Here is a 23,529-nt window from a genome sequence, read left to right as displayed (position 1 = left end):
GGGCGGGCGGGTGGGCCGTGGGCCCGGTGGGGCCGTGGCTCACTTGCCGGGGCGCGCCAGCAGGAGCTCGGTGTTGTGGTCGATGGAGGCGCCGAGCCGGGCGGCCGGGGTCGCATAGGGATCGTTGTACGCCAACTCGCGGTACAGCGCGGCGAGTCCGCGGTCGGAGGTGTCGGCGAAATCCGTCGTGTAGGGCGCGGCGGACTCGATGAGGGTCGTGAACAAGGAGAGCGTGCCGTCGCCGTTGTCCGCGATCTCGATGATCCGGGCATGCTGGGGAAAGTCGACATGCGACGCGGTGTTGATCTCCCAGAAGGCGCGCTCGGGGACCGCGTGGCCGTGCGGGGTGATCCGGTTCTCGTGGGTGTGTCCGTTCACCCAGGCCACCACGTTCGGGTAGCGCTGGAGCAGCGAGACCAGGGCGTTGCCGTCGTGACGCCCCTCGAACGGGTGGTACGGGTCCGGCAGCAGGTTGCCCATCGTGGTGCTGGTGTGGTGGCTGAACAGCACGATGAGCGAGTCGCCCGACCCGCCGCGCACCACGTGCCCGTCGCTGTCGTACCAGTGGCCGCTGTGGGACTTGAGGACCGATTCGAGCCAGTTGAGCTGAGCGGTGCCGAGCGAACCGTCCGCGAAACCGGCCCTGTTGGTGGTGTCCAGGCTGATGCCGAGCACCCCCTCGGCGAGCGGGAAGGTGTAGTACAGGTGGCCGCTGCTCGCGGCGTCGGAGGTGAAACCGTGGCCGACCGGCCCGGCTCCGGCGTACGCCGGGTTCAGGTGCGCCTTGGCGAACTCGGCCGGGCTGAAGGGCCGGCGGCGCTCGTCGGGGGTCACCTTGCGTATCGCGCCGCCGTTGCCGAGCAGCTTGCCGAGCAGGAGCGCCGCCTGGGCCGGGTCGTGGCGCAGGGCGTAGGCGAGCTTCGCCGCGGTGGCGTCGTCGCAGCCCTCGATCTTCCGGTCGCCGGTGTACAGATCGTTCAGGAGGCCGAGGTCGGGCAGGCTGCCCTCGATGCTGTCGTCGTGGTTGCCGACGGTCGTGTACCAGGGCATGTCGAGCCCCGGCGCGTCGAAGGGACGGGTGGCGCCCGTCAGGAAACCGGGGATCTGGGGGAGCCCCTTGGCCTTGTAGGTGTCCTGGAAGGACAGCTCGGGGTTCCAGTAGGAGGCGCTGCCGGAATTCTGCACACCCTCGTACCGGGTGGCGTCACCGCTGCTCGGGGTGACGCGGCCGCCGCTCATGACCGTCAAGTACCAGTCGAGTTCGATGAGTTCGTGGTTGTCGGTGTTGTCGCCGGTGGCCATCACCGTGCTGAAGGGCAGTCCGGTGTACGGCCCTTGGCGTACCGCGTTGACGCGCTCGACCAGGGAGGACGCGCCGCGCACCGTGAGCGCTTCCTGCGGGCGGTAGGCGCTGTCGTTGTACTGCGCCAAGTACTCGAAGCGCACCGGCGACTCGGTGTCGGCCAGGTGCAGATCGGTGAACTGAACGAAGGAGGCGAGCCCGGTGCGGCGGTCGTCGCGCCCGGTCACGGCGCCCGCCAGCTCGCCCCGGACCACCAGCGGCCAGCCGGGCCCCGCCACCAGGCGCTTGTACGCCCCGGTGCCCACGGGCGCCGCGGCCTGCTCCAGGGTCGTGCCGCCGGTGCGCACCGCACGCGCGGCGGTGACGGCCATGGCCCGGTCCTGCGCGGTCGCCGACCACAACGCGGCTCCCGCGGCCGCCGCGGACATCCGCGTGACGAACTGACGGCGGCTCATCCCGCGCATCTGCAATCCCCCTGCTGGTGCTGACAGTCGATGGCGCGCGGCCTTCGGGCGCGGCGCGCGGCCACACACTACTGGCGAGTATTCGCCGGTGCGGGCACCGGGGGGAAACTTGAGGGAAACAAGAGAGGACGGCGCGACGGCGCGGCCGGTGGCGACGACGCCCCGCACGGGGTGCCGTCGCCACCGGCCGACGGTGTGGAACGGCCAGACCGGGCCTCAACGCCCGCTGGTCAGGCGGCTGTTGCGCCCGGTTGAGGCCTCGGACGGGCTCACTTGCAGTACGGAACGGGCGCCAGGTTCTGCACATAGCGTGCGGCGACCCAGCCGGCCCTGGCCGCTCCGAGCCGGTACCAGAGCTTGTTGCCGTCCACGTTCTGGCCGGTCCTCTTGCACTGGAGCGCGGTGACTGTGCCGTTGGGCAGCAGGGTGATCCGCTTGGAGGTGGTGTTCGCTTCCTGGTGGACCCATAGGCCGCCGTTGGCGACGACCCGGCCCTTGGGTTCGGCGGCCGGTGCCGGTGCCGGTGCGGGCGCCTGCCGGACGGAGGGTGCGGAGTCCTTCGGTGCCGCCGACGCGCCGCCGGCGCCGAGCAGGATTCCCGAGCCGGCGAGGGCTGCCACGGCGCCCGCGACGGCAACGCGGCGCATGCCAGATACGTACACGCTGTTCCCCTTTCATTCCCTTTGGGATGTACGCCCTGTAAGACAGCCGATCGCACCGATCCGTTCCACCCGGATCGAGGAACTTCCTTTCGGCGCGGGGCAGTTGATGTGCCTTTCGTGAGGCGCGCGCCGTCCCGGCAGGGAATGATGCGGCCCTGTCACCACCCTTGCTTCGGAAGGATGCCGTCACATGCTCGGTAGAAGAGGCGCGTTGCTCGCCGCTGTCGTCCTGATCCCGCTCGCCACGGCCACGCAGGCCGGCGCGGCCGCCGCTCCCGCGCCGGCGGCCGCCTGCGCCTACACTCCGGCCGTCCCCGCCGACAACTACAAGGGGATACCGGACTTCGATCCGGTCAAGGCGGCCAGGCCGTTCAGCGCCACCTTGCGCACCAGCCAGGGCGCCATCACCTTCAAGGCGCTCACCGACAAGGCGCCGTGCACCACCAACTCCTTCCGCTTCCTCGCCCAGCGGCACTACTTCGACGGCACGCACTGCCACCGGCTCACCACCGCGCGCCTGTACGTCCTTCAGTGCGGCGACCCGACCGGCACGGGCAGCGGCGGGCCCGGCTACTCCTTCCCGGACGAGAACCTGACCGGGGCCACCTATCCGGCCGGGACGGTGGCGATGGCCAACGCAGGACCCAACACCAATGGCAGCCAGTTCTTCTTCGTCTGGAAGGACACCAAGCTCTCGCCCGCCTACACCCCGTTCGGCAAGGTCACGGCGGGGCTCGACGTGCTGCAAAAGATCGCGGCAGGCGGCGAGGACGACCAGAACGGGCCCGGCGACGGCTACCCCACGCTGCCGGTGAACATCAAGCGCGTCCAGATCAAGAAGATGTGATCGGGGCCCCGTGCGTGGTGCGGCCCGGTGCGTGGCGGACGCCCGCGCGCACCACGCACGGGGCCGGGCGGTGAGCGGCGTGAAAGCCGCTCGCCGCCCGGCCCCTGGGGTGCTCGGAACGGTGTTCTCCCCGGTCGCTAGTCGGCGGCGAGGCGGTCGCTCAGCCATTGCAGCGACGGCGGGATCTCCCGCAGCCACGTGTTGAAGTTGTGGCCGCCGGACGCGAGCGTGATCGAGGAGACGTGCGCGGGGTGCTTGACCTTAGCGATGAACTTCTGCGTCTCGCGGAAATTGCCCTCGCCCTGGTGCGATGTGGTGAGCAGGAAGGAGGAGTTGCCCTGCGGCAGGTGGTCGAGCGCCCACAGGAGGTCGGAACGATTCTCCTCGCGCTTGTTGCCGTGGAAGAGGTCACCGGACTGCATGTCCACGTCCGGCTTGTAGTCGGCGGAGAGGCCGACACCGGCCGCGTACGCCTCCGGGTGCTCCAGTGCGATCTTCAGGGCGCAGTAGCCGCCCGTCGAGTCCCCGATGAAGCCCCAGTTGCGGGCCTTGGTGCCGACGCGGTACGTACCGGAGATCGCCTTGCGCAGGTCGTCGGCGAAGAACGTCTCCGTCTGGGGGCCGCCAGGGATGTCGACGCACTGGGTGTTGCGCGGCGGTGCGACGGTCGGCCGCATCATCACCAGGATCATGGGCTGCGACTTCTTCTGCTTGGACAGGGTCCACGCCGTCTTCGGGTAGTGCAGCCCCTTGATCAGGTTCTCGGCGGTGCCGGGAAAACCGGTCAGCACCACGGTCGCCGGGAACGAGGTGTGCTCGTAGCCCTTCTGGAAGTACTCCGGCGGCAGATAGACGTAGGCAGGGGTGACGATGCGGGAGCGCTCTCCCTGCACCGAGACCTTCTGCACCTCGCCGCCTATGCTCGGCTTCCCGGCGCCCGGCACATCGACCTTCTGCTTTCCGGCGACCGTTATCCCCGGGCTCGCGGTCGCCTTCGCGTCGAGGACCCCCACGCCGTCCTGCCGGCCGAACAGGTCCGCCCACGAGCCGTAGAAGAGGAACGTCTTGTTGGCCGCGAGACCCACGGAGGAGAAGAGCAGCAACTGGACCGCGCACATCATGCCCACCCGGCCGAGCACCGGCCGCCATCCGCGCCCCGCCAGCCGTGGCCACTGCCATACGACCAGGAGGGACAGCAGGACCGTGGCGAGCACGGCCGTTGCCAGAGCGGTGGTACTTGTCAGCCCCATGGGATCCAGAACACTCTCTGCAAAAGGTCGTCCTGGACGCGGCGCCCCGGGGGCGTCGTCCAGGTGCACCGCCTCGCGGTGCGCACCGAAGTAGACCGCGATCGGGCGTGATCCGTTCCCTTGCGATCGTCCACCTTTCACTCGCGTACGGAATCGGGTGGATTTGCGGCACGTCTTCGGTGGCGCAGGCGGCGCGGGCCGCCTGTTACGGCGTGGAGCCGGTGACGGTGCGAGCCGCCGCCTCCGCCTTGCGCAGGCGGGCGGCGGCGGCCCGCTCGTCGGCGGGCGCCAGCCAGAAATAGAGCGGCGGCAGGCCCAGTTCGATGCCCATCAGGACGAGCTGGAACCAGTCGGGGCGCCCCAGGGCCGCCCAGGACACCAGCCTGCTCGCGCCGCCGAGAAAGAAGACACCGGCGAGCAGGCGTACGGCCTTCGAGGAGACCGGCGACTGCCGTGCCACCCAGATCCACGCCAGTCCGTACCCGAGGAAGATCGCGGCGAAGAAGCGCACGAGGCTGTCCACGGTGGGGCCGGGAGAGCCGGCTCCGGGCACCGTGCGCATGCCGAACATCAGATGGGTGGCGCCGATCGCCACATCGGCGATGCCCATCGCCCAGGAGAGCCACTTCAGGAGCCTGGCCATGTGCGGTCTCCTTCCGCCTTAGTAGGCAAGTGTCTACTAAGGCGACGATAAGTTCGCCAGTAGACACACGTCAAGTAATCTGGGGCCGGTGACCGCGCGCCGCAGGATGAACCCCGATGAGCGTCGCAGACAGCTGCTCGACGTCGGAGCCCGCCTGTTCGCGGCCGGCCCCTACCCGGACGTCCGGATGGAGGACGTCGCCGAACAGGCCGGTATCTCCCGGGCGTTGCTCTACCGGTACTTCCCCAACAAGACCGCCCTGTTCGCCGCGATCTTCCAGGAGGCATCGGACCGGCTCCTGGCCAAAACCCGGATCGACCCGGCGGGCTCCCTCGTGGAGCAGCTGTCCGCCGGGCTCGATCTGCACTTCGACTACTTCGCCGCGAACAGGAACACGGTGCTGGCCGCGAACAGGGTGCTCGCGGGCGACCCGGTGATCCAGGCGATCATCAACGACGAACTCGCCGAGCTGAGCCGGCGCGTACTCGACGCCACCGGTCTTGAGGGCGCCGCGAGGAAGGCGGTGTTCGCCACGCTGACGAGCTGGCTGGTCTTCGTGCGCGCGCTGTGCGTGGAGTGGCTGGACGGCGAGCCGTTCACCCGGGCCGAGCTGCACGCCATGTCGGTGGGCGCCCTGCGCGGGGCGCTGGGCGCCGTCACCGACGTCGACCGGCTGCTCGGGGACGGGGACGGGCACGGCTGACCCGCGAGGCCCGGGGGATGTGCCGGGCCCGGGCCGGGCGCCGCACGCTCAGCCGAGCGCGGGCGCGCCGCCGGGACGTTCGAACTGGGTGCGGTACAACTCCTGGTAGCGGCCGCCCAGTTCGAGCAGTGAGCCGTGCGTGCCGCGCTCCACGATCCGGCCGTCCTCGACGACCAGGATGAGATCGGCGGAGCGCACCGTGGAGAGCCGGTGCGCGATGACCACCGCCGTGCGCCCTTCAAGGGCCTCGCCGAGCGCTTCCTGGACGGCCGCTTCGGATGTGTTGTCGAGGTGGGCCGTGGCCTCGTCGAGGATGACGACGCGCTGGCGGGCCAGGAGCAGACGCGCGATGGTGAGCCGCTGGCGTTCACCGCCCGAGAGCCGGTAGCCGCGCTCACCGACCACGGTGTCGAGTCCGTCGGGCAGGGAGGCGACCAGGCCGTCGAGACGGGCGCGGCGCAGCGCGTCCCACAGGTCGTCCTCGGCCGCGTCGGGCCGGGCGAGCAGCAGGTTGGCGCGGACCGATTCGTGGAAGAGGTGGCCGTCCTGGGTCACCATGCCGATCGTGTCCCGGATGGAGTCGGCGGTCAGGTCCCGTACGTCGATGCCGCCCAGCCGCACCGTGCCCGCGTCGGCGTCGTACAGCCTCGGCAGGAGCTGGGCCACCGTCGACTTGCCCGCGCCCGACGAGCCGACCAAGGCCACCATCTGTCCCGGCTCGGCCCGGAAGGAGACGCCGTGCAGCACCTCGGTGCCGCCCCGGGTGTCCAGGCTCGAGACCTCTTCGAGCGAGGCGAGCGAGACCTTGTCGGCCGACGGGTAACCGAAGCGCACCTCGTGGAACTCCACGGACGCCGGCCCCGGGGGAACCGCCCGCGCGCCCGGCTTCTCGGCGATGAGCGGTTTCAGGTCCAGCACCTCGAAGACCCGCTCGAAGCTGACCAGCGCGCTCATCACCTCCACGCGCGCGCCGGCCAGCGAGGTGAGCGGCGCGTAGAGCCGGGTCAGGAGGAGGGCGAGGGAGACGACGGAGCCCGCTTCGAGGGTGCCGCGCAGCGCGTAGTAGCCGCCGAGCCCGTACACCAGGGCGAGAGCGAGGGCCGAGACGAGGGTGAGGGCGGTGATGAACGCGGACTGAGCCATCGCCGTGCGGACCCCGATGTCGCGCACCCGGCGCGCCCGCGCGGCGAATTCGGCGGACTCGTCGGCCGGGCGCCCGAACAGCTTGATCAAGGTCGCGCCCGGCGCCGAGAACCGCTCGGTCATCCGGGTGCCCATCGCGGCGTTGTGCTCCGCTGCCTCCCGTTGCAGCCGCGCCATCCGCGTGCCCATGCGCCGCGCGGGCAGCACGAACACCGGCAGCAGCACCAGCGCGAGGAGGGTGATCTGCCAGGAGATGCCGAGCATCACGGCCAGCGTGAGCAGCAGCGTGACCAGATTGCTGACCACACCCGACAAGGTGTTGCTGAACGCCCGCTGGGCGCCGATCACGTCGTTGTTCAGACGGCTGACCAGCGCGCCGGTGCGGGTCCGCGTGAAGAACGCCACCGGCATCCGCTGTACATGGTCGAAGACGGCGGTGCGCAGGCCGAGGATCAGACCCTCACCCAGGGTGGAGGAGAGCCACCGGCTCACGATGCCGAGCGCCGCCTCGGCCACGGCGATCACGGCGATGAGCAGGGCGAGGCGGGTGACGGTCCCGCTCTGTTTCCCGCCGACGATCGCGTCGACCACCCGTCCCGCGAGCAGCGGAGTGGCCACCGCGAGCAGGGCCGTGGCGACGCTCACGACCAGGAAGTAGACGATGCGCCGCCGGTGCGGGCGGGCGAACGCGGCGATGCGGCGCAGGGTGGCCCGGTTGAAGGGGCGCTTGTCCTGCTGCGCGTTCATGACGTTGTGGAGCTGTGTCCACGCGGTGGCTTCCATACTCATACGAGGAACGTACGACCTCGACCACGCTTGAGGTCAACGTGTGCGCGCCGTGCGGCCGGGGCGCGACTGTGCCCCGGAACCGGGCATGCGGTTCCGGGGCGGAGCGACGCGGTCGGACCGGTCAGTTGGTCTTGCAGGTGTTGCCGCTGTCCGGGTTGAGCAGCCCGATGATGTCGATGGTGTTGCCGCAGATGGGGAGGTCGACGTCGACGGGGATCTGGATGTTGTCACCGGACAGCACGCCGGGGGAGTTGCCGGTGACGCCGATCGGATCCGGGTCGGCGGCGGACGCGGCGCCCGCGGCGCCCATCACAGCGGTGGCAGCCAGGAACGTTGCGGCGAGTGCGGAACGGATACGCACGATTTCCTCCAGTTTGTGGGGAATGCTTATGGAAAGCCTCACTGGGGTTGCCGTCCGGCGAAAGTCGCGTGACCCGTTGGGGTGAGGGGGCGGGCGGATCACGTGTTACCGGTACGTAGGTTGATCACCCGGTCCGGACCCGGCAGGGGGGCCGTGCGGGGTGTCCGGGACGGCCCCGCAGGGAAGTTGGCCGCACCTGCCCGAAGTCCCCTGCCTTATCCGGGGTTTATTCGGCCGCGCAGCGCCCACACGTAGGGAGACCCCCTGGAGCGGGGGCCGTTCACCGACGGGAAGGCAGGCCATGTCCAGTGGTGTCGTCATCATCCTGATAGCGGTCGTGGTGATCGTTGTCGCGGCGGTGGTCATCGGTGTGCTCCGCGCACGCCGGGGCGGTGGCGGACTGCGCCGCCGGTTCGGGCCCGAGTACGAGCGGACCGTCGCCCAGCACCACGGCGACGTCAAGGCCGCGGAGAAGGACCTCGACGAGCGGGTCCGCCGGTACGGCGGGCTCAAGGTCGAGCCGCCGTCGGCCGCGGACCGCGCCCGGTACGCCGCCGAATGGGCCAGGATCCAGGAGGAGTTCGTTGACTCGCCCGCGCGGGCGGTCGCCGACGCGGAGGCGCTGCTCGGCCGGCTCGCCCAGGAGCGGGGCTTTCCGGACGGCTCGTCGGAGGAGCGCTTCGCGGCGCTCTCGGTGCACCACCCCGACCACCTCGACAGCTACCGCAGGATCCAGGGCGCGGCCCACAACGCCGATGGGCGCCGCCGCAGTACGGAAGAGCTGCGCGAAGCCCTCGTAGGGGCCCATGAGTTCTTCGCCGTACTCGCCGGGGAGCGCCGTGGGAACAAGGCCGGGGGGCTGACGTCGCGAAGCGGCCGGCACGCGTCCCCGGAGGGAATGCGACACCGTGACATCGCCCGAGGGAGCGAATCATGACTCACGCCGATCAGCCCGTACCCGAGCGTCCCGCGTCGGACCGGTCCGCGCCCGCCGGGCCCATACCCGAGCGGCCCCTGACCGGGCAGGCCGGATTCGACCAGCGCGTGTCCGAGCCGCCGGCGGCCGGCGGTGACCCGAGGGCCGCGGGCCCGGCCGTGGCGGGTCCGTCCGGCACGCTGGGGGCAGGAGTACCGGAGGAGCCCGCGCCCGGGTGGCCGGCCGACGACCGTGGCGCCGCCCAGGGACCGGTGACCGCGTCGCCCCCCGTCGGCCGGGACGTCCGAGAGGGTGCCGCCGGGCAGGGTCTGCGTAAGGAGCCCGCCGCGGGTCAGGACCTCCGTGAGGAGGCGGCCCCGGGCCGGACGGCGCCCGAGCGGGAGGCGGCCGGGTACGAGTCCGCGCCCGGCGCCGTCACCCGGGAGGACGAGGTGTTGCGGCCGGGTGAACGGGACAAGCTCCAGCACCGGCTCCAGCAGGCGGTCGGCGCGTTCGTGGACGAGCCGCGTGCGGCCGTGGAGGAGGCCGCCTCGGCGGTCGACTCGCTCGCGGAGCAGATCATCGAGCATCTTGGCGAACGGCGTGGAACCCTGCGCGCCCAGTGGCAGGACGCCTCCGGCGGGGCGGCCACCGAGGACCTGCGCATGGCCCTGCGCGAATACCGACGGCTCGCCGAGCGCCTGCTCGGCTTCTGACGCCCGGCGCGCACCGGGCAGCGCACGGCGTCCGCCGGGTACCCCGCCGTGCTGTGCCGTGCCGGCTCGCGGCACAGCACGGCGACGCGTGGCCTCGAACGGAACGGGGCCCCTATCACCACAACCACCGCACGCCACCGAGGAGTTGAAACATGCCGAGACGCTATGGCGCAAACCCCGCGGCGACCGCCATCCTGGTCATCGCGGACATCACGGCCCTGATACTGATCCTCTGGATCGCCTTCTTCCTCGTCGACGCCAACACGGCCAACGACGTCGTGTCGTGGGTCCGCAACGCCGCCGACTGGCTCTCGGGCTGGTCGCGGGACATGTTCCACATCCAGTCCGACACGTGGCGCACGGTGGTCAACTACGGTCTGCCCGCGGTCGTCTACCTGCTGATCGGCCACGCGCTGGCAGGCCGGGTGGGCCGCTCCTGACGCTCCGCGTCGCTCAGCCGGTGAGGGAGAGGTAGCGGCCGTAGGCGTCCCTGCTGTCCGAGACGTACGGCAAGGCCGCCATGGACGCGCGCAGTTCGTCGCCGGTCAGCCACCCGTGCCAGGCGACCTCGGTCGGATCGGGGGCGACGTCGCCCTCCTCCACCAGCGCTTCGTACACCGCGAACCAGTAGGGACTGAGCTCGCCCTGGCACAGGAACCTGAACAGCGGGCGCACCTCCGCCTCGATGCCCAGCTCCTCGTGCAGTTCCCGGCGCGCCGCGGCCTCGTAGGACTCGGCCACGTGCACGGCGCCCGCCACCAGCCAGCTGTACTGGCCCGGGAACCGCGAGCCGGTGTCGGGGCGCCGGTGCACCAGGTAGCGGCCCTCCGCGTCGCGGCACGCCACCATGGCCATGCGGTACAGCCACCCCTCGCGCACGGCCCGGCTCCGCTCGACCACGCCGATGACGCGGTCCTGTTCGTCGACCCGCTCCACAAGTTCACCCATGGTCCGATCCTCCACGATTACGCCGGTGGAGTGGCGAGCGGCCCCGTTCGCGGCGGCGGGCGCGGACCTCACTCGTTCGGCGAGGCCGGGTGGCCCTCCGGACGGCGGTGACGAACAGTGGATCAAGAGTGGGGGTGACCGAGGATCCCGTCAACCTGAAGAGGAGCGCTTCATGCGCCGATGTGCCACCGCTGCCGCGATCGTTCTGTGTGGCGCTCTCGCCACGGGAACGGCCGCGCCCGCTCATGCCGCCCCGCGCCCGCCCGCCGTGCAGGCCCCCTCGGAAGTCCCCGGCGCGCTGGACCCCAAGGCCGGTGACGACTCCGTCAGGACTTGGCTCGCGCGGGTGCTGGGGGACATCGACGAGCTGGTCGCCCGCGAGAAGAAGGACGCGGCCGCCGATGTCGCGGAGGCGAAGGCCGAGGCCACCGAGGCGAAGGCCGACGCGGCACGGATGGCGAAGGAGTTCTCCGCCCTGGGCAAGGACGCGCCGGGGCAGTCCAGGCCGGTGACCGCGCCCGCGTCGGCGCCCGCGCCCGCACCCGTGTTCCTCGCGGTGCTGAAGCCGATGCCGCGGATCGGCTGAGGCTGACGCGACCGCCCCCACCCGGTGCTTTCCGCGCCCCGGCCCGCCCCCGCGCCGGGGCGCCGGGTGTTGTCCGCGCGCGGCGCTGAGCGGGCGCGCGCGCCGGGTCGCGCGCCGGGCGCGATGACGTATGCCCCGACGGACACGACTCGTTGGGGTGGTCCCGCGTGCCTGAGAGCGCTCTTGGCGCGTTGGTCACCGCATGACCGTATTTCCTGAGCTGAGGTGTGCGGATGCCGCCCTCGGCCCCCTGGCACCCCGAACGGAAGCCCCTTCCCCGGGCGTTGGGGACCGCGCACTCGGACGGCGGCCGCTGGACGTGGGCGTTCAGCCGCGTGTCCCCGGTCGGAGCCGGCCCCGTGAGGCCCGCAGCTCGTTCGTGTTCCCCGACAGCGTGTGAATGGAAGACTCCCGTGCGAATTACCGACATTCACGGCTGCGAGGTCCGTCCCGGGCGGCTGGTGGAATGGACCCTGGACCCGGTCATGGTCGAGGCCGCGACCAGCCAGCCCGACGACTCCCGCCCCCCCGCCTACGTGCAGGAGTCACACATCCGCACGGCCCGTTCGGTGCGGGAGGACGGACTTTTCGTGCCCACGTGGCTGGGCGCCGCGTTCGACGTCCCCGGGCCCGTCGACCTCGACCGGCTCGAAGCGGCGCTGCGCACCTGGACCCTGCGCCACGAGACGCTGCGCAGCGGTTTCCGCTGGGTCGGTGACGACATGCGCCGCTTCACCGCGGCCTCCGACGCGGTGGCGCTGCGCCGGGAGACGGTGGGCGACTTCCCCGACGCCCAGGAACTGAGCCTCCACCTCCAGCACCGCTTCGACGTCGTGGCGGACGCGCTGCGCTGGCCCAACTTCCTGTATACGGCGGTGATCAGGGACGACTGCGCCAGCGTGTACATGGCGTTCGACCACAGCAACGTCGACGCGTACTCGCTCCAGCGCATCCCCGCCGAGATCTCCGAGCTCTACGCGGCGGGCGCCCAGGAGCGTGCCCAGGAGGTGGCCCCCGTCGGCAGCTATGTCGACTTCTGCGAGATCGAGCGGGCCAGCGCGGACCAGGTCGACGACACCCACGCCATCGTGGCGCGCTGGCGGGAGTTCATCGCCCGCTGCGACGGCCGGCTGCCCGCCTTCCCGGTGGACCTCGGCCTCGAACCGGGCGGGCGGCTGCCCGAACAGAAGCTGCTGTACGAGATGCTGGTGGACGACGCCGACGCCGCCGCGTTCTCCGCGTACTGCCGGCCCTACGGCGGCGGGCAGATCGGGGTCCTGGCGGCCACCAGCCTCATCGTCCACGACATCGGCGGCGACCCGGTCTACCGCACCGTGGTCCCGCTGCACACCCGGGCCAAGTCGCGCTGGGCGGACTCGGTGGGGTGGTACGTCGGCGGGGCGCCGATCGAGATCCCGGTCGCCGGGGCGCTGGGCTTCGACGACGCGCTGACGATGGTGCGGGCCGCGCTGCGCGCCAACAAGTCCCTGGCGCACCTGCCGATCGCCCGCGTGCTGCGTCTGCTCGGCTCGGACTTCCGCCCCACCTCCCCCGATCTCTACTCGATCGTCTCGTTCGTCGACGCGCGGGACATCCCGGGATCTCGGCAGTGGGCCGAGCAGCGGGCGTACGCCATGCTGCGGGTGTCCTACGGGGACCAGGTGTGCGCGTGGTTCACGCGGCTGCACGGCGGGCTGCAACTGGCCATCCGCTATCCGGACACCGCGATCGCCCACAAGAACATCCACCGCTACGTGGAGCAGTTGCGGGAGCTCATCACCTCGGTCGCCCGGGGCGGTGCGCTCGCGCCGGCGCCCGCGTGGTCGCGCGGGCAGCACGCGCTTCCCGCGCCGAGGCTGAGCAGCGAGGCGTCCCAGCTGTCGCTGTGAGCCCGTGCGAAAACGGGTGGAATCTTTATTAGCAGGGCCGACGCGGAAAGGGAAAGGTATGCACGGGCAAGCGCCGATGTCCGTTCGGGCACGCTTTTCCGCCGGGCCGGAATGAATGTTTGCGGGGGCGTCCCGGTGAACGAATGGTCGCTCCCGCAAAGAAAACCGGAAGCATTGACAACGCTTGTGGCTGCCGCTTCACTTCCCCTCATCGGTCGGCGACGATCATTCGGCATCCAGCGGATGTGCGAATCGGCGTGAGTCGGCCGTGCAGTTCACAGCCGATTAATTCACGAGAGGAAGTGACTGACATGGCGAAGATGATTGCTGCCCTGCGTGCCCGTGGTCCGATCAGCCTGCCGCAGCTCAAGAAGAGCGAGCCGAGCCTGAAGCAGGCCGCCTGGTACTTCTGGTACTAAGCCGAAGGCCAATCCTGGGCCCGCACACAACGCAGGCCGACTGAATTTCGGTCAGCCGCGTGTGCGGGCCCTCCGCATTTCATTTTTCGGAGCTCTCCGTATGCCATCCGTCATAACGCGCAACCGTAACCGCACCACGGTTTTCGCTCCTCGTCTGCAAGCCTTGTTGGACGACCACCTCGGTAAGGACCTCGTCCGCCTTGAACCCGACACCATCGGCATAGCGGGCGCGGAACTCTCCGACCGCATTCTGAGTGCGCGGCGGGCGACGGAGACCGAACGGCCCACCTTCAAGCCGTTGCACGGCCGGTCGATCACCAAGACCGAGGCCTCGTCGGTGATGCGGACGATCGGCAAGGACGTCCGCGCCGCCCTGGAACAACCCGACCCCCTGCCGGAGCGGACCGATCTGTCGGGGCCCTGGCCGATCACCGGGCACCGGTTCCTGCGCGACCTGGTGCTGCGCGACGACCCGCTCCGGCTGCGCGTGCTGATGTCGCGCACCCTGGAGATCGACCCCCGGCTCACCTGGACCACCATCGTGGCCGGAGCGGCCCTGCCCCTGCGCCCCGCGCCGGGACCCCGGCTGACCCACCTGGCCAACTTGTTCGCCGAGGCGGGCAGTTACCACGACCGGCGCTACGCGATGGGCATCTACCGCCGCGCGGCCGCCCCCGTCTGTTTCACCGTCTCCACCCTCGTCGCCAACGCCCTGTGGCTCGGCTCGCCGTTCGACGACGACGTCTCCAACAGCGCCATCCTGCACGAGGCGATGCGTCTGCTGCCGCCGTCGTGGAACCTGCTGCGCAACAGGTCGCCCGAATACCCCGCGATCGACGCCCGCATAGGGCACGGCGACGACCTCCTCATGCTGCCGCTCCTCAGCCACCGCGACCCCGCCCTGTGGGACGCGCCGCACGAGTTCCGGCCCGAGCGCTGGGGCGGACTCGACCCGGACGACACCCCTGGCTATCTGCCGTTCGGGCACATGTCCGAACGGTGCTGGGGGCGCCACATGGTCATGCCGCTCGCCGAACTCCTCCTGGACCACATCCGGCGGACCGGTCTCGTCGTCGCCCCGGGCCAACGCACCGCCGACGTACCGCTGGTGGGGCTCCTGGGGGTCAAGACCGTCCACGTCGGCCACCGGAACAAGGTGCGTCATGTCTGACCTGGAGATCCTGGACGACTCGTTCTTCGATGGCCCCCATGCCACCTACCGGCGCTGGCGCGAGGAGGGCGGGGCGCGCAGGGCCCGCTATCCGGGGCTGGCCGCCGTCGAGGGATGGGTCGTGACCTCCTACGCGCAGGCCAGAGCGCTGCTCGCCGACCCGAGACTTTCCAAGGACGGCGCGGCGGAGCGGTTCGGACGCCACATCGGGCTCACCCGGGGCCCCGGCGGCGCGCTGTTCACGCACATGCTCAACTCCGATCCGCCGCACCACACCCGGCTGCGCAGGATCGTCCAGCAGGTGTTCACGGCGCGTCGCACGGCGGCCCTGCGCCCGATGATCGAGGGCCATGTGTCGGATCTCCTGGACGCGTGGGAGGGGCGGGAGGAGGCCGAGCTGATCAGCGAGTTCGCCCTGCCCCTGCCGGTGGCCGTCATGTTCGCCCTCTTCGGCGCCAGTGACGCCGACCACGAGCTGCTTCAGGTGCGGGGCAACAGCCTCGACGGAGGCCAAGGGGATGGCGAGGTGTCGGTGTTCACCGCCGAGTCCATGCTCGGTTACCTGCGCGCGCTCATCGCCCTCAAACGAGAGCGGCCCGACAACGGCCTGCTGTCGGCGCTGCTCGGGGCCGGCGACGGCGGCGAGGACTCGCTGAGCGAGGACGAACTCACCTCGATGGCCTTCCTCCTGTTCATCGCCGGACACCAGACGACGGTCAACCTGATCGCCAACGGCGTCCACACCCTGCTCAGCCACCCCGGCCAACTCGCCGCGCTCCAGCGGGACATGACGCTCATGCCCGGCGCGGTGGAGGAGATCCTGCGGTACGAGTCCCCCTCGGGCCTCGCCTCGCTCCGTTACGCCACCGAACCCGTGGAGGTGGCCGAAGAGACTGTGGCGCAGGGCGAGTTCGTCCAGATAGCACTGCTCGGCGCGAACCGGGACCCAGGTGTCTTTCCCGATCCCGACCGGTTCGACATCCGCCGCGAGGAGGCGGCCAGGCACCTGGCGTTCGGCCACGGGATCCACCACTGCCTCGGTGCCCCGCTCGCCCGGCTCCAGGCGGAGATCGCCTTCACTCAGATCCTGACCCGCTATCCGGCCCTGCGCCCGAGCGAGGAGCGCGAGGCGCGGTGGCAGGCCAACCCCCGCCACCGCGGCCTGCTCTCGTTGCACGTGCGGCTGAAGTAGCCTCACCAGCAGAGGAGTTGGGCCCGCCGTCAGACCGGGGGATTTACTGCTTCGCGGCGCAGATCACGTCGTAGGGGCGTCCGATGGCCATGGTCAGGCGCATGGGCTCGGTGGTGCCCGACGGGCACTGCGACGTCTCCTTGACGAGGGCGAGCACCTTGTACGCGCCGGAGCCCGAGGACGCGCAGGGCACCTCCTTGGCCGTGGAGGTCACACAGTCGTCCTTGACCAACTGGCCGCCGCCGGCCCCGGGATCGCCGGGGTGGCTGGAGGAGAGGTTGCGTCCGCAGACCGTCTTGCTGGGAATGCCGCCGCCCGAGCTCTTCTTGGAGCCGTAGCTGATGCTCACCTGAATGATGAGGTCCGTGCCGGCCGGGCACTGGATGGCGTCGGGCATGAAACTGGCGGCCTGGACGTCGAGCGCCGTGAACGTGGCCCCCGAGGCACCGCAGTCGAACGCCGTGTAGCCGTTCGGTCTGTCATCGGGGTCGGGACCGCCGCAGTCGCCCACCTTCCACTCCCCGCTCTTGTGCGAGGAGCTCGAGGAGGATGAGGAGGAGGACGAGCCGTGCCGGAAGAGCTGGGACGCGGCGAAGCCGACGCCCAGGATCACCGCGAGAATGATCAGGCGGGGGAGGATCTTCCGTCCTCCTCGGCGCGGGGCAGGGGGGACGTTGCTGCCCGGGTGGACCATGGTGTGGCTCCTCCTGAAGGTGATGTATGTCGTGGCCACAGGGGTGGACGCGGCATGGACACCTCACGGTTCCGCCCGCAGCGGGCGGAACCGGGCCCACCTGCGGCGCCCGTGGCTCAGGGGAACACGCTTGACGCGAGGCCGTGTTGGGGCGCCACCGGCTCGTGTCGTCGCTGCGCGGTGTCGCTGATACGGATGAGAAGGGCGACCATCAGCCAGTTGGCCACCATGGAGGAACCGCCCTTGGCCAGGAACGGCAGCGCCTTGCCGGTCAGCGGGATCAGACCGGTGACGCCGCCGGTGACGACGAACACCTGGAGGACCAGGGCGCCCGCAAGGCCCGCGGCGAGCAGTTTGCCGAAGGGGTCTCGGGCCAGCAGTGCGATGTGGAAACCGCGCTGCGCCAGCAGGGCGTACAGGAGCAGGACCGCCATCACCCCGGCAAGCCCCAGCTCCTCGCCGACGGTGGTCAGGATGAAGTCGCTGTTGCCGGCGAAGCCCACGAGCTCCGGGTGGCCCTGGCCGAGGCCGGTTCCGGCGATGCCTCCGCTGCCGAAGCTGAACAGGGCCTGGCCCAGCTGCTGGGACTGGCCGGCGGCGCGACCGGCCTGGGTGAAGGCGTCCATGGGGTGCTGCCACGCCACCACCCGGCCGTGGACATGGGGTTCGAGGGAGCCGACCACCATGGCGCCGACCACCGCCATCAGCAGGCCGCACACCACCCAACTGATGCGTTCCGTGGCCATGTACAGCATGATCACAAAGAGCCCGAAGAAGATCAGTGAGGTGCCGAGGTCGCGTTCGAAGATCAGCACCAGGAGACTGAGCATCCAGATCGTGGCGATCGGCCCGAGCTGGCGGCCCGGCGGCAGCCGCACGCCGAGGACGCGGCGGCCGGACAGGGCGAGCGCGTCGCGGCTCATGGTGAGGTAGCCGGCGAAGAACACGGCGATCATGATCTTCACGAATTCGCCCGGCTGTATGGACAGCGGCCCCAGCATGATCCACCGCTTGGCGCCGAACTGGTCCGCGCTGGAGAACGCGGGAGCCATCAGGAGCACCAGCGCCACGGCCATCATCAGGTAGAGGTACCGCTGGAGCCATCGGTGGTCGCGCAGCACGAGGAGCAGCCCCACACACGCGGCCACACCGATGGCCGTCCACACCAGCTGGCCGTTGCCCGCCGGGGCGATGCGCAGCCGCGGTTCGGCGATGTAGGTGATGTCCAGGCGGTGCATGAGGACCAGGCCGAGCCCGGTGAGCAGCAGGGCCAGCGGCAGCAGCAGCGGATCGGCCCGCGCCGCCCAGCGCCGCACGGCGAGGTGGGCGACCGCGGTGAGCAGCACGATGCCGAGCGCGAATCCGGTGAACCCGGCGGGCAGCCGGTCCTGCATCGACAGTCCCGTGCACGCGTAGCCGCCGAGCGTGATCACGACGACACCGCACAGCAGCCAGGCTTCCGTACGTCGCCGGTTCGGCGCCCGCGAGAACGCCGCGAACGTCATCGTGTGCCCGAAGGCGTCCTGCGGCTGACCGGCCATCGGCCGGTCAGCGCTCTTGGGTCCCCGCACGGAAAGCCTCCACCCCCCGGAGCCGGCGGCCCGGGTTCCTCATGTCGCCACTGCTCGCGGTGATCACGCGCCGGAAGACGGCGCGAGGGCGGAGGTGGTTCCCCTCAGCCCCCACCGGACCTGCCGCGAGGGTGGCGGGTCATCGTCAGCGGGCCGGGGCCGAGCGTGCCACGGACCTGGCCGGTCAGGGTGGCGCCCGGCCAGGCGTGGCCCTGGAGCGGCGGGCCACCTGGGGCCTTTCAGGGGGCGGTCGGCCGTGCGCCCTGGAGGCGTTCGAGGTCGGAGGGGCGCACCTGGATGGCGAACACCGCGATCAGGCCCGCCACCAGGGCGAAGACCGTCGCCACGACGAACGCGGTGGAGACGCCCGAGGTGAGCACCTGGTCGCTCCAGGGCCGGGGCAGGGCGCCGGTGCGCCGGAACATGAGCCGCTGAGCCGGGTCCGCCTGGCCGAGGAAGCGGGGAATCTGATCGGACGCCTCGTTCCGGCTCGCGGTGCCGAAGACCGTCACCAGAATGGACAGGCCGAGTGAACCGCCCACCTGCTGGGTCGCGTTGAGCATCCCGGAGGCCGCGCCCGCCTCGTGCGGGGGCACACCGGAGACGGCCATCAGGGTCAGCGAGACGAAGTTCAGACCCATGCCGAGTCCGAAGACGAGGAGCGGGCCGAGGATGCTGCCCGCGTACGAGGAGTGGACGTCGGTCCGGGTGAGCCAGGCAAGCCCCGCCGCGGCGAGCAGCGCGCCCGTCACCATGAAGGGCTTCGGGCCGTACCTCGGCAGCAGTTGGGAGGCCAGGCCCGCGCCCACCGCGATGATCGCGCTGACCGGCAGGAAGGCGAGGCCGGCCCGCAGCGGGGAGAATCCGAGCACGTTCTGCACGAACAGGGTGAGGAAGAAGAACATGCCGAAGATCGAGGCGGCGAGACTCAGCATGATGCCGTAGGTGCCCGCCCGGTTGCGGTCGGCGAACATGTGCAGCGGTGTGATGGGCTGCTGCGAGCGGCGCTCCACCAGGACGAACGACCCGAGCAGGACGACCGCCGCCGCGAACGACCCCAGCGTGAACGGGTCACGCCAGCCTTCCTGGGCGGCCCGGATGAAGCCGTAGACCAGCGCCACCATGCCGAGCGTGGAGGTGAGGGCGCCGGCGAGATCGAAGTGGCCCGCATGCCGCTCGGACTCCTTGATGTGCCGGGGGGTGGCGACCAGGATGAGGGCGGCGATGGGCACGTTCACGAACAGCACCCACCGCCAGTCGAGCCATTCGACCAGGACACCGCCGGCGAGCAGTCCGATGGCGCCGCCGCCGGCGGAGACCGCCGCGAAGACACCGAAGGCACGGTTGCGCTCAAGGCCCTCGGTGAACGTCGTGGTGATCAGCGCGAGCGCGGTCGGCGAGGCGATGGCGCCGCCCACACCCTGCACGGCGCGCGCCGCGAGCAACTGCCCGGAACTGCCCGACAGTCCGCCGAGCAGTGAGGCGAGTGCGAAGAGGAGCACGCCACACATGAAGACCCGGCGCCGGCCGAGGATGTCACCGGTGCGGCCGCCGAGCAGGAGCAGGCCGCCGAAGGTGAGGGTGTAGGCGCTCACCACCCAGGCGAGACCGGTGGTGGAGAAGTGCAGCGCGCTCTGGATGTGCGGGAGCGCGATGTTCACGATGGTGACGTCCAGCACCACCATCAACTGGCACGAGGCGATGACGAGGAGCGCGATCCCCTTGCCGCCGCCTTCCCGTCTGCCGGGGGCCGCGGACTCGGTCGTGGGTGCCGGCTGCGGACTCGTCATGGTGGACCCTGCCCTCGTACGAGGGGCCGTGGACTGGGACGTCCACTGTTCAGACGTCCACTGTTCAACCGTAGGCCCGGGTCCGGGGAGCCACCAGTGGAGCGCCGGCCGGCGCGCCGAGCGGCGTGGCCGAGGCCGAATGGGGCGAGCGCGCGGGGGCCGAAGCGGTCGGGGGAGCTTCGGCCCCCGCGCGAGAGGAAGGGGCGTGTCAGGCGGTGAGCACCGCGCCCTCGGTGCTCAGCACCGAGTCGTCGAAGGTGCGGGCGCCGGGCAGCCGGTGCCGGGCGGCGACCACGGCGGCGTCGATGTCCCGCGTGCCGGTCGACACACACAGCGTGTAGGACACATCGTCCAGTCGCTGTCGGGTGGCCTCGCTGCCGTCGGCCGCGTTCAGCACCAGGAGGGCTTCGTACTCGTCGAGCAGATCGCGGAGCACTGCCGGATGCGCCATCAGCATGAGGGGAAACCTCCAGTCGACATGGTCACGATGTGTTTCCTCTGGTGCCCCGCTTCTTTCACCCCACACGTATCCACCGGAAATCAGTCGGGGAAACAGGTGTGCGGGCCGGTGCCGCCGGAGCCGAGCAGCCGCGCGGTGCCCCTGACGTCGGCGCTCCCCTCAGCGGGAGCCCCGGCGCCCCGTGCGGGCAGTCAGTGAGCCCAGCACCTCACGGGCCATGCCCCGGGCGAGCTCGATCTTGTAGGCGTTGTGCCGCAGGGGGACGGCGTCGGCCAGCTCGGCCTCCACCGCCCGCGCGACCGTCTCGGGAGTCGGCGCGGCGCCGATGAGCGCGGCCTCCATGCGCCGGGCGCGCCACGGCCGGTGGGCGAGCCCGCCGAACGCGACGGCGACATGGTCCACCACGTCCCGCTCCAGATGGACCACGACCGCCACCGAGGTCAGCGCGAACGTGTGGCCCGCCCGGTCCCGGGCCTTGCGGTAGCGGGAGCGGGCGCCGGGCGGCAGGGGCGGGAGCAGGACGCCCGTGATGAGCTCGCCGGGCCTGAGTACGGTGTCCTGCTCGGGTCTGTCCTGCGGCAGCCGCAGGAACTCCGACACCGGGACGCCGCGTACGCCCGTCGCGCACGCCAGCTCGACCACCGCGTCCAGGGCGGCGAACGCCACGGCCAGGTCGGAGGCGTGGGTGGCCACGCAGTGGGGCGAATGGCCGAAGACCGCGTGATCGCGGTTGACGCCCTCGATCGCTCCGCAGCCGCTGCCCGGCACCCGCTTGTTGCAGGGCCTCGACAGGTCCTGGAAGTAGCCGCACCGGGTGCGCTGGAGGAGATTTCCCGCCGTGGTGGCCATGTTGCGCAGCTGTCCCGAAGCGCCGCTGAGCAGCGCCTGGGTCAGGACGGGGTAGCGCTCGCGGACGGCGGGATGGGCGGCGAGGTCACTGTTGCGTGCCGTCGCCCCCACGCGTATCGAGCCGTCCGGCAACTCCTCGATCCGGTCGAGGTCCAGCCGGGTGATGTCGATGAGGACGTCCGGGCGCTCGACGCCGCGACGCATCAGGTCGACGAGGTTGGTGCCGCCGCCCAGATACCGCGCCTCGGGACGCCCGCCGTGGGCGGCGGCGGCCTCCGCCACGGTGCTGGGACACACATAGGCGACCGGCTTCATCGCGTCACCTCGCGCGGGGCCGTGTCCTCAAGGACCTCGGCCGCGCCCGGGTAGGCACCGCAGCGGCAGAGGTTTCCGCTGAGCTGTTCCATGATCTCGACGGCGGTCAGCCGGGCCGGGTCGGCCGGCAGGTCCAGTTCGCTGACGACGGCGGACTGGCCCGCCGCCGTGTCGGCGGGCGTGCCGGCGGCCGCGGACGACTGGCCCGGCGCGCAGTAGCCGCACCGGACGGCCTCCCGTTCGAGGGAGGGCCGTCTGAGGGGGTGGTGGTCCTCCTCCGCGCCGGGCGCCACCGCGAGGCCTTCGATCGTGATGATCTCGCGCCCCTCCTGCGCGACGGCCAACAGCAGACAACTGCTCACGCGGCGGCCGTCGAGCAGCACGGTGCACGAGCCGCACCGGCCGTCGTCGCAGCCGTGGTTCGAGCGGGTCAGGGCCAGATTCTCGCGCAGGCACTCCAGGAGGGTGAGGCGATGGTCCAGTTCGACCCGGTGGGTGGTCTCGTTCACCCGCAGGGTCACCTGTGACTCGGTCACACCAGGGTCGGTCACCGGGCCCGGTCCCGGGCCCCCGTCGCTCGGGCCGTGTCTAGGTTCCATCGTGTGGGCTCCTCGATCCGGACAGTCAGCAGCCTGACCGCGTACCCACCCTCGTACAGCTCCCCGGCCCCGGCATCTTGAGCGCCGCTCCTAGGGCGCGGGGGGCGCGGGCACGAGTCCGTCGGCGACAAGACCCGCCATGACCGCGCGGCCGAGGGTCAGCACGGCGGACTGCGGACGCACCATCACCGTGAACTCCTTGATGAGCCCGTCCGCGTCGAAGTGCAGCAGGTCGATCCCGTGGATCTGGCGGCCCTCCACCACGGCCCGGAACGGAAGGATCACCGCCGGGGCCTCCTCGCCACTGGCGCCGGTCTCGGCCGCGCCCTCGAAGTGTCCGATGTAGCGCAGGTCCTCGAAGGTGCGTGCCAGTACTCCGAAGAGCCCCAGCACCATGTCCTTGCCCTCGAAGGGCGTGAACTTCACCGGGCTGTAGAGGCGGATGTCCTCGGTGAACAGGACCTCCAGGGCGGCCAGATCACGCTTCTCCACGGCGGCGCGGAATCGCTCGGCAGTCTCCATGGCTCCTCCTGATACTCAACAATGTGACTAGTCAGATTGTTGAGTAGGATGCCCGCGGGAGCAGGCAAAAGGGAAGGGGTTACGAGGATGGCTCTGCGACACGCGGTCCTTGCCGCGCTGCTCGACGGCGAGTACAGCGGCTACCAGCTGGCCAAGGCGTTCGACATCGGCGTGGCGAACTTCTGGCACGCCCTGCCCCAGCAGCTCTACGCGGAGCTCGCGAGACTGGAGAAGGACGGCCTGGTGGCCGGGCGGCAGGTGGTCCAGGAGACCCGCCCCAACAAACGCGTCTTCCGGGTCACCGACGCCGGCCGCGCCGAACTGGAGACGTTCGCCGCGGCCCCGGCCAAACCCTCGTTCATCCGCGACGACCTGCTCGTCAAGGTCCACAGCGCGGACCGCGTCGGCACCACGGCGGTGATCGGCCAGCTGGAGGAGCGGGCCCTGGCGGCCGACGCCAGGATCGAGCTGCTGGACGCGCTGCTGCGGCAGTTGAGGGGCGAGAGCGACGAGGAGGAATTCCTGCTGCGCGGCGAACGGATCGGACCGTACCTCACGTGTCTGCGCGGTCTGGCCTTCGAGCGGGAACACCGTGACTGGTGCCGGCGGATCGCGGCCGTCCTGCGGCGCAGGGCCGGTGCGGGAGCCGGTGCCGGCGCCGAGCGGTGAACGCGTGCGCGGGCGGGGGAGTGCGTCCACGCATCCGCGCCCGAGCTGCCGGTGCGGG

24 protein-coding genes are annotated in these 23,529 nt (G+C 71.0%); 10 read left to right on the top strand and 14 right to left on the bottom strand.

Annotated elements, in window-relative coordinates; all coding sequences use genetic code 11:
* Window positions 1-39: 39 nt before the first annotated feature.
* Complete coding sequence (locus tag ABR738_RS05585) at window positions 40-1,767, bottom strand: TIGR03767 family metallophosphoesterase (protein ID WP_502964035.1); 1,728 nt, start codon at window positions 1,765-1,767, stop codon at window positions 40-42.
* 269 nt (window positions 1,768-2,036) lie between these two features.
* On the bottom strand, window positions 2,037-2,414 hold the full coding sequence (locus ABR738_RS05580; protein WP_350228849.1) for an SH3 domain-containing protein: 378 nt from the start codon (window positions 2,412-2,414) through the stop codon (window positions 2,037-2,039).
* A 205-nt stretch (window positions 2,415-2,619) separates the two neighbouring features.
* On the opposite strand from ABR738_RS05580, the gene ABR738_RS05575 reads away from it, so the two are divergent.
* Window positions 2,620-3,276, top strand: coding sequence for a peptidylprolyl isomerase (locus ABR738_RS05575; RefSeq protein WP_350228848.1), 657 nt, complete (start codon window positions 2,620-2,622; stop codon window positions 3,274-3,276).
* Between the two features lie 137 nt (window positions 3,277-3,413).
* On the opposite strand, the gene ABR738_RS05570 is transcribed toward ABR738_RS05575, so the two are convergent.
* Both ABR738_RS05570 and ABR738_RS05565 read right to left on the bottom strand, forming a co-directional pair.
* Window positions 3,414-4,526: an alpha/beta hydrolase gene (locus ABR738_RS05570; protein ID WP_350228847.1), complete on the bottom strand. Its 1,113-nt coding sequence runs from the start codon at window positions 4,524-4,526 to the stop codon at window positions 3,414-3,416.
* A 205-nt stretch (window positions 4,527-4,731) separates the two neighbouring features.
* The gene (locus ABR738_RS05565; protein WP_350228846.1) at window positions 4,732-5,169 is read right to left on the bottom strand and encodes a DUF4345 domain-containing protein; all 438 of its coding nucleotides are present in this window, start codon (window positions 5,167-5,169) and stop codon (window positions 4,732-4,734) included.
* Window positions 5,170-5,257: 88 nt separating this feature from the next.
* Between ABR738_RS05565 and ABR738_RS05560 the strand changes: the two genes are divergently transcribed.
* Window positions 5,258-5,872, top strand: a complete 615-nt coding sequence (locus ABR738_RS05560; RefSeq protein ID WP_350228845.1) for a TetR/AcrR family transcriptional regulator — start codon at window positions 5,258-5,260, stop codon at window positions 5,870-5,872.
* Between the two features lie 48 nt (window positions 5,873-5,920).
* Here ABR738_RS05560 and ABR738_RS05555 read toward each other — a convergent pair whose 3' ends face one another.
* Together ABR738_RS05555 and ABR738_RS05550 are read right to left on the bottom strand one after the other, a co-directional pair.
* On the bottom strand, window positions 5,921-7,804 hold the full coding sequence (locus tag ABR738_RS05555) for an ABC transporter ATP-binding protein (RefSeq protein ID WP_350228844.1): 1,884 nt from the start codon (window positions 7,802-7,804) through the stop codon (window positions 5,921-5,923).
* 121 nt (window positions 7,805-7,925) lie between these two features.
* Complete coding sequence (locus ABR738_RS05550; protein WP_350228843.1) at window positions 7,926-8,165, bottom strand: chaplin; 240 nt, start codon at window positions 8,163-8,165, stop codon at window positions 7,926-7,928.
* Window positions 8,166-8,466: 301 nt separating this feature from the next.
* On the opposite strand from ABR738_RS05550, the gene ABR738_RS05545 reads away from it, so the two are divergent.
* The 3 genes from ABR738_RS05545 to ABR738_RS05535 all read left to right on the top strand — a co-directional run bounded on the left by ABR738_RS05545 (window position 8,467) and on the right by ABR738_RS05535 (window position 10,237).
* Window positions 8,467-9,102 carry a hypothetical protein gene (locus ABR738_RS05545; protein WP_350228842.1) on the top strand — a complete coding sequence of 212 codons (636 nt, stop codon included), beginning with the start codon at window positions 8,467-8,469 and terminating at the stop codon, window positions 9,100-9,102.
* Complete coding sequence (locus ABR738_RS05540; protein WP_350228841.1) at window positions 9,099-9,797, top strand: hypothetical protein; 699 nt, start codon at window positions 9,099-9,101, stop codon at window positions 9,795-9,797. Before ABR738_RS05545 ends, ABR738_RS05540 begins: the two co-directional genes overlap by 4 nt.
* Before the next feature lie 152 nt (window positions 9,798-9,949).
* On the top strand, window positions 9,950-10,237 hold the full coding sequence (locus tag ABR738_RS05535) for a hypothetical protein (RefSeq protein WP_350228840.1): 288 nt from the start codon (window positions 9,950-9,952) through the stop codon (window positions 10,235-10,237).
* 13 nt (window positions 10,238-10,250) lie between these two features.
* Here the strand turns inward: ABR738_RS05535 and ABR738_RS05530 are convergent, their stop codons facing one another.
* Window positions 10,251-10,745 (bottom strand): NUDIX hydrolase, encoded by a 495-nt coding sequence (locus ABR738_RS05530; protein ID WP_350228839.1) that lies wholly within the window; start codon window positions 10,743-10,745, stop codon window positions 10,251-10,253.
* Window positions 10,746-10,917: 172 nt separating this feature from the next.
* Between ABR738_RS05530 and ABR738_RS05525 the strand changes: the two genes are divergently transcribed.
* The 4 genes from ABR738_RS05525 (at window position 10,918) to ABR738_RS05510 (ending at window position 16,002) form a co-directional block, all read left to right on the top strand.
* Entirely contained in the window at window positions 10,918-11,331 is a 414-nt protein-coding gene (locus ABR738_RS05525) for a hypothetical protein (protein ID WP_350228838.1), read from the top strand.
* Between the two features lie 413 nt (window positions 11,332-11,744).
* Window positions 11,745-13,220 (top strand): condensation domain-containing protein, encoded by a 1,476-nt coding sequence (locus tag ABR738_RS05520; protein ID WP_350228837.1) that lies wholly within the window; start codon window positions 11,745-11,747, stop codon window positions 13,218-13,220.
* Window positions 13,221-13,739: 519 nt separating this feature from the next.
* Entirely contained in the window at window positions 13,740-14,810 is a 1,071-nt protein-coding gene (locus tag ABR738_RS05515) for a cytochrome P450 (protein WP_350228836.1), read from the top strand.
* Window positions 14,803-16,002: a cytochrome P450 family protein gene (locus ABR738_RS05510; RefSeq protein ID WP_350228835.1), complete on the top strand. Its 1,200-nt coding sequence runs from the start codon at window positions 14,803-14,805 to the stop codon at window positions 16,000-16,002. Before ABR738_RS05515 ends, ABR738_RS05510 begins: the two co-directional genes overlap by 8 nt.
* Before the next feature lie 43 nt (window positions 16,003-16,045).
* On the opposite strand, the gene ABR738_RS05505 is transcribed toward ABR738_RS05510, so the two are convergent.
* From ABR738_RS05505 to ABR738_RS05475, 7 genes are all read right to left on the bottom strand, one after another.
* Window positions 16,046-16,696: a hypothetical protein gene (locus tag ABR738_RS05505; protein WP_350228834.1), complete on the bottom strand. Its 651-nt coding sequence runs from the start codon at window positions 16,694-16,696 to the stop codon at window positions 16,046-16,048.
* 116 nt (window positions 16,697-16,812) lie between these two features.
* The gene (locus ABR738_RS05500) at window positions 16,813-18,201 is read right to left on the bottom strand and encodes an FtsW/RodA/SpoVE family cell cycle protein (RefSeq protein ID WP_350234433.1); all 1,389 of its coding nucleotides are present in this window, start codon (window positions 18,199-18,201) and stop codon (window positions 16,813-16,815) included.
* Between the two features lie 305 nt (window positions 18,202-18,506).
* Complete coding sequence (locus ABR738_RS05495; protein ID WP_350228833.1) at window positions 18,507-20,057, bottom strand: MFS transporter; 1,551 nt, start codon at window positions 20,055-20,057, stop codon at window positions 18,507-18,509.
* Between the two features lie 208 nt (window positions 20,058-20,265).
* A complete protein-coding gene (locus ABR738_RS05490; RefSeq protein ID WP_350228832.1) occupies window positions 20,266-20,514 on the bottom strand; it encodes a DUF5133 domain-containing protein in 249 nt (82 codons plus the stop codon).
* Window positions 20,515-20,676: 162 nt separating this feature from the next.
* Window positions 20,677-21,681, bottom strand: coding sequence for an FAD binding domain-containing protein (locus ABR738_RS05485; protein WP_350228831.1), 1,005 nt, complete (start codon window positions 21,679-21,681; stop codon window positions 20,677-20,679).
* Entirely contained in the window at window positions 21,678-22,217 is a 540-nt protein-coding gene (locus ABR738_RS05480; protein WP_350228830.1) for a 2Fe-2S iron-sulfur cluster-binding protein, read from the bottom strand. The genes ABR738_RS05485 and ABR738_RS05480 overlap by 4 nt, the downstream gene beginning before the upstream one ends.
* Window positions 22,218-22,370: 153 nt before the next feature.
* Window positions 22,371-22,802, bottom strand: a complete 432-nt coding sequence (locus tag ABR738_RS05475; protein ID WP_350228829.1) for a nuclear transport factor 2 family protein — start codon at window positions 22,800-22,802, stop codon at window positions 22,371-22,373.
* Window positions 22,803-22,889: 87 nt separating this feature from the next.
* Between ABR738_RS05475 and ABR738_RS05470 the strand changes: the two genes are divergently transcribed.
* Window positions 22,890-23,471: a PadR family transcriptional regulator gene (locus tag ABR738_RS05470; RefSeq protein WP_350228828.1), complete on the top strand. Its 582-nt coding sequence runs from the start codon at window positions 22,890-22,892 to the stop codon at window positions 23,469-23,471.
* Window positions 23,472-23,529 lie beyond the last annotated feature (58 nt).

The organism is Streptomyces sp. Edi4, from assembly GCF_040253615.1.
In the GTDB taxonomy this organism is placed as follows: Bacteria; Actinomycetota; Actinomycetes; order Streptomycetales; family Streptomycetaceae; genus Streptomyces.
This window is presented reverse-complemented; position numbering and strand designations above follow the sequence as displayed.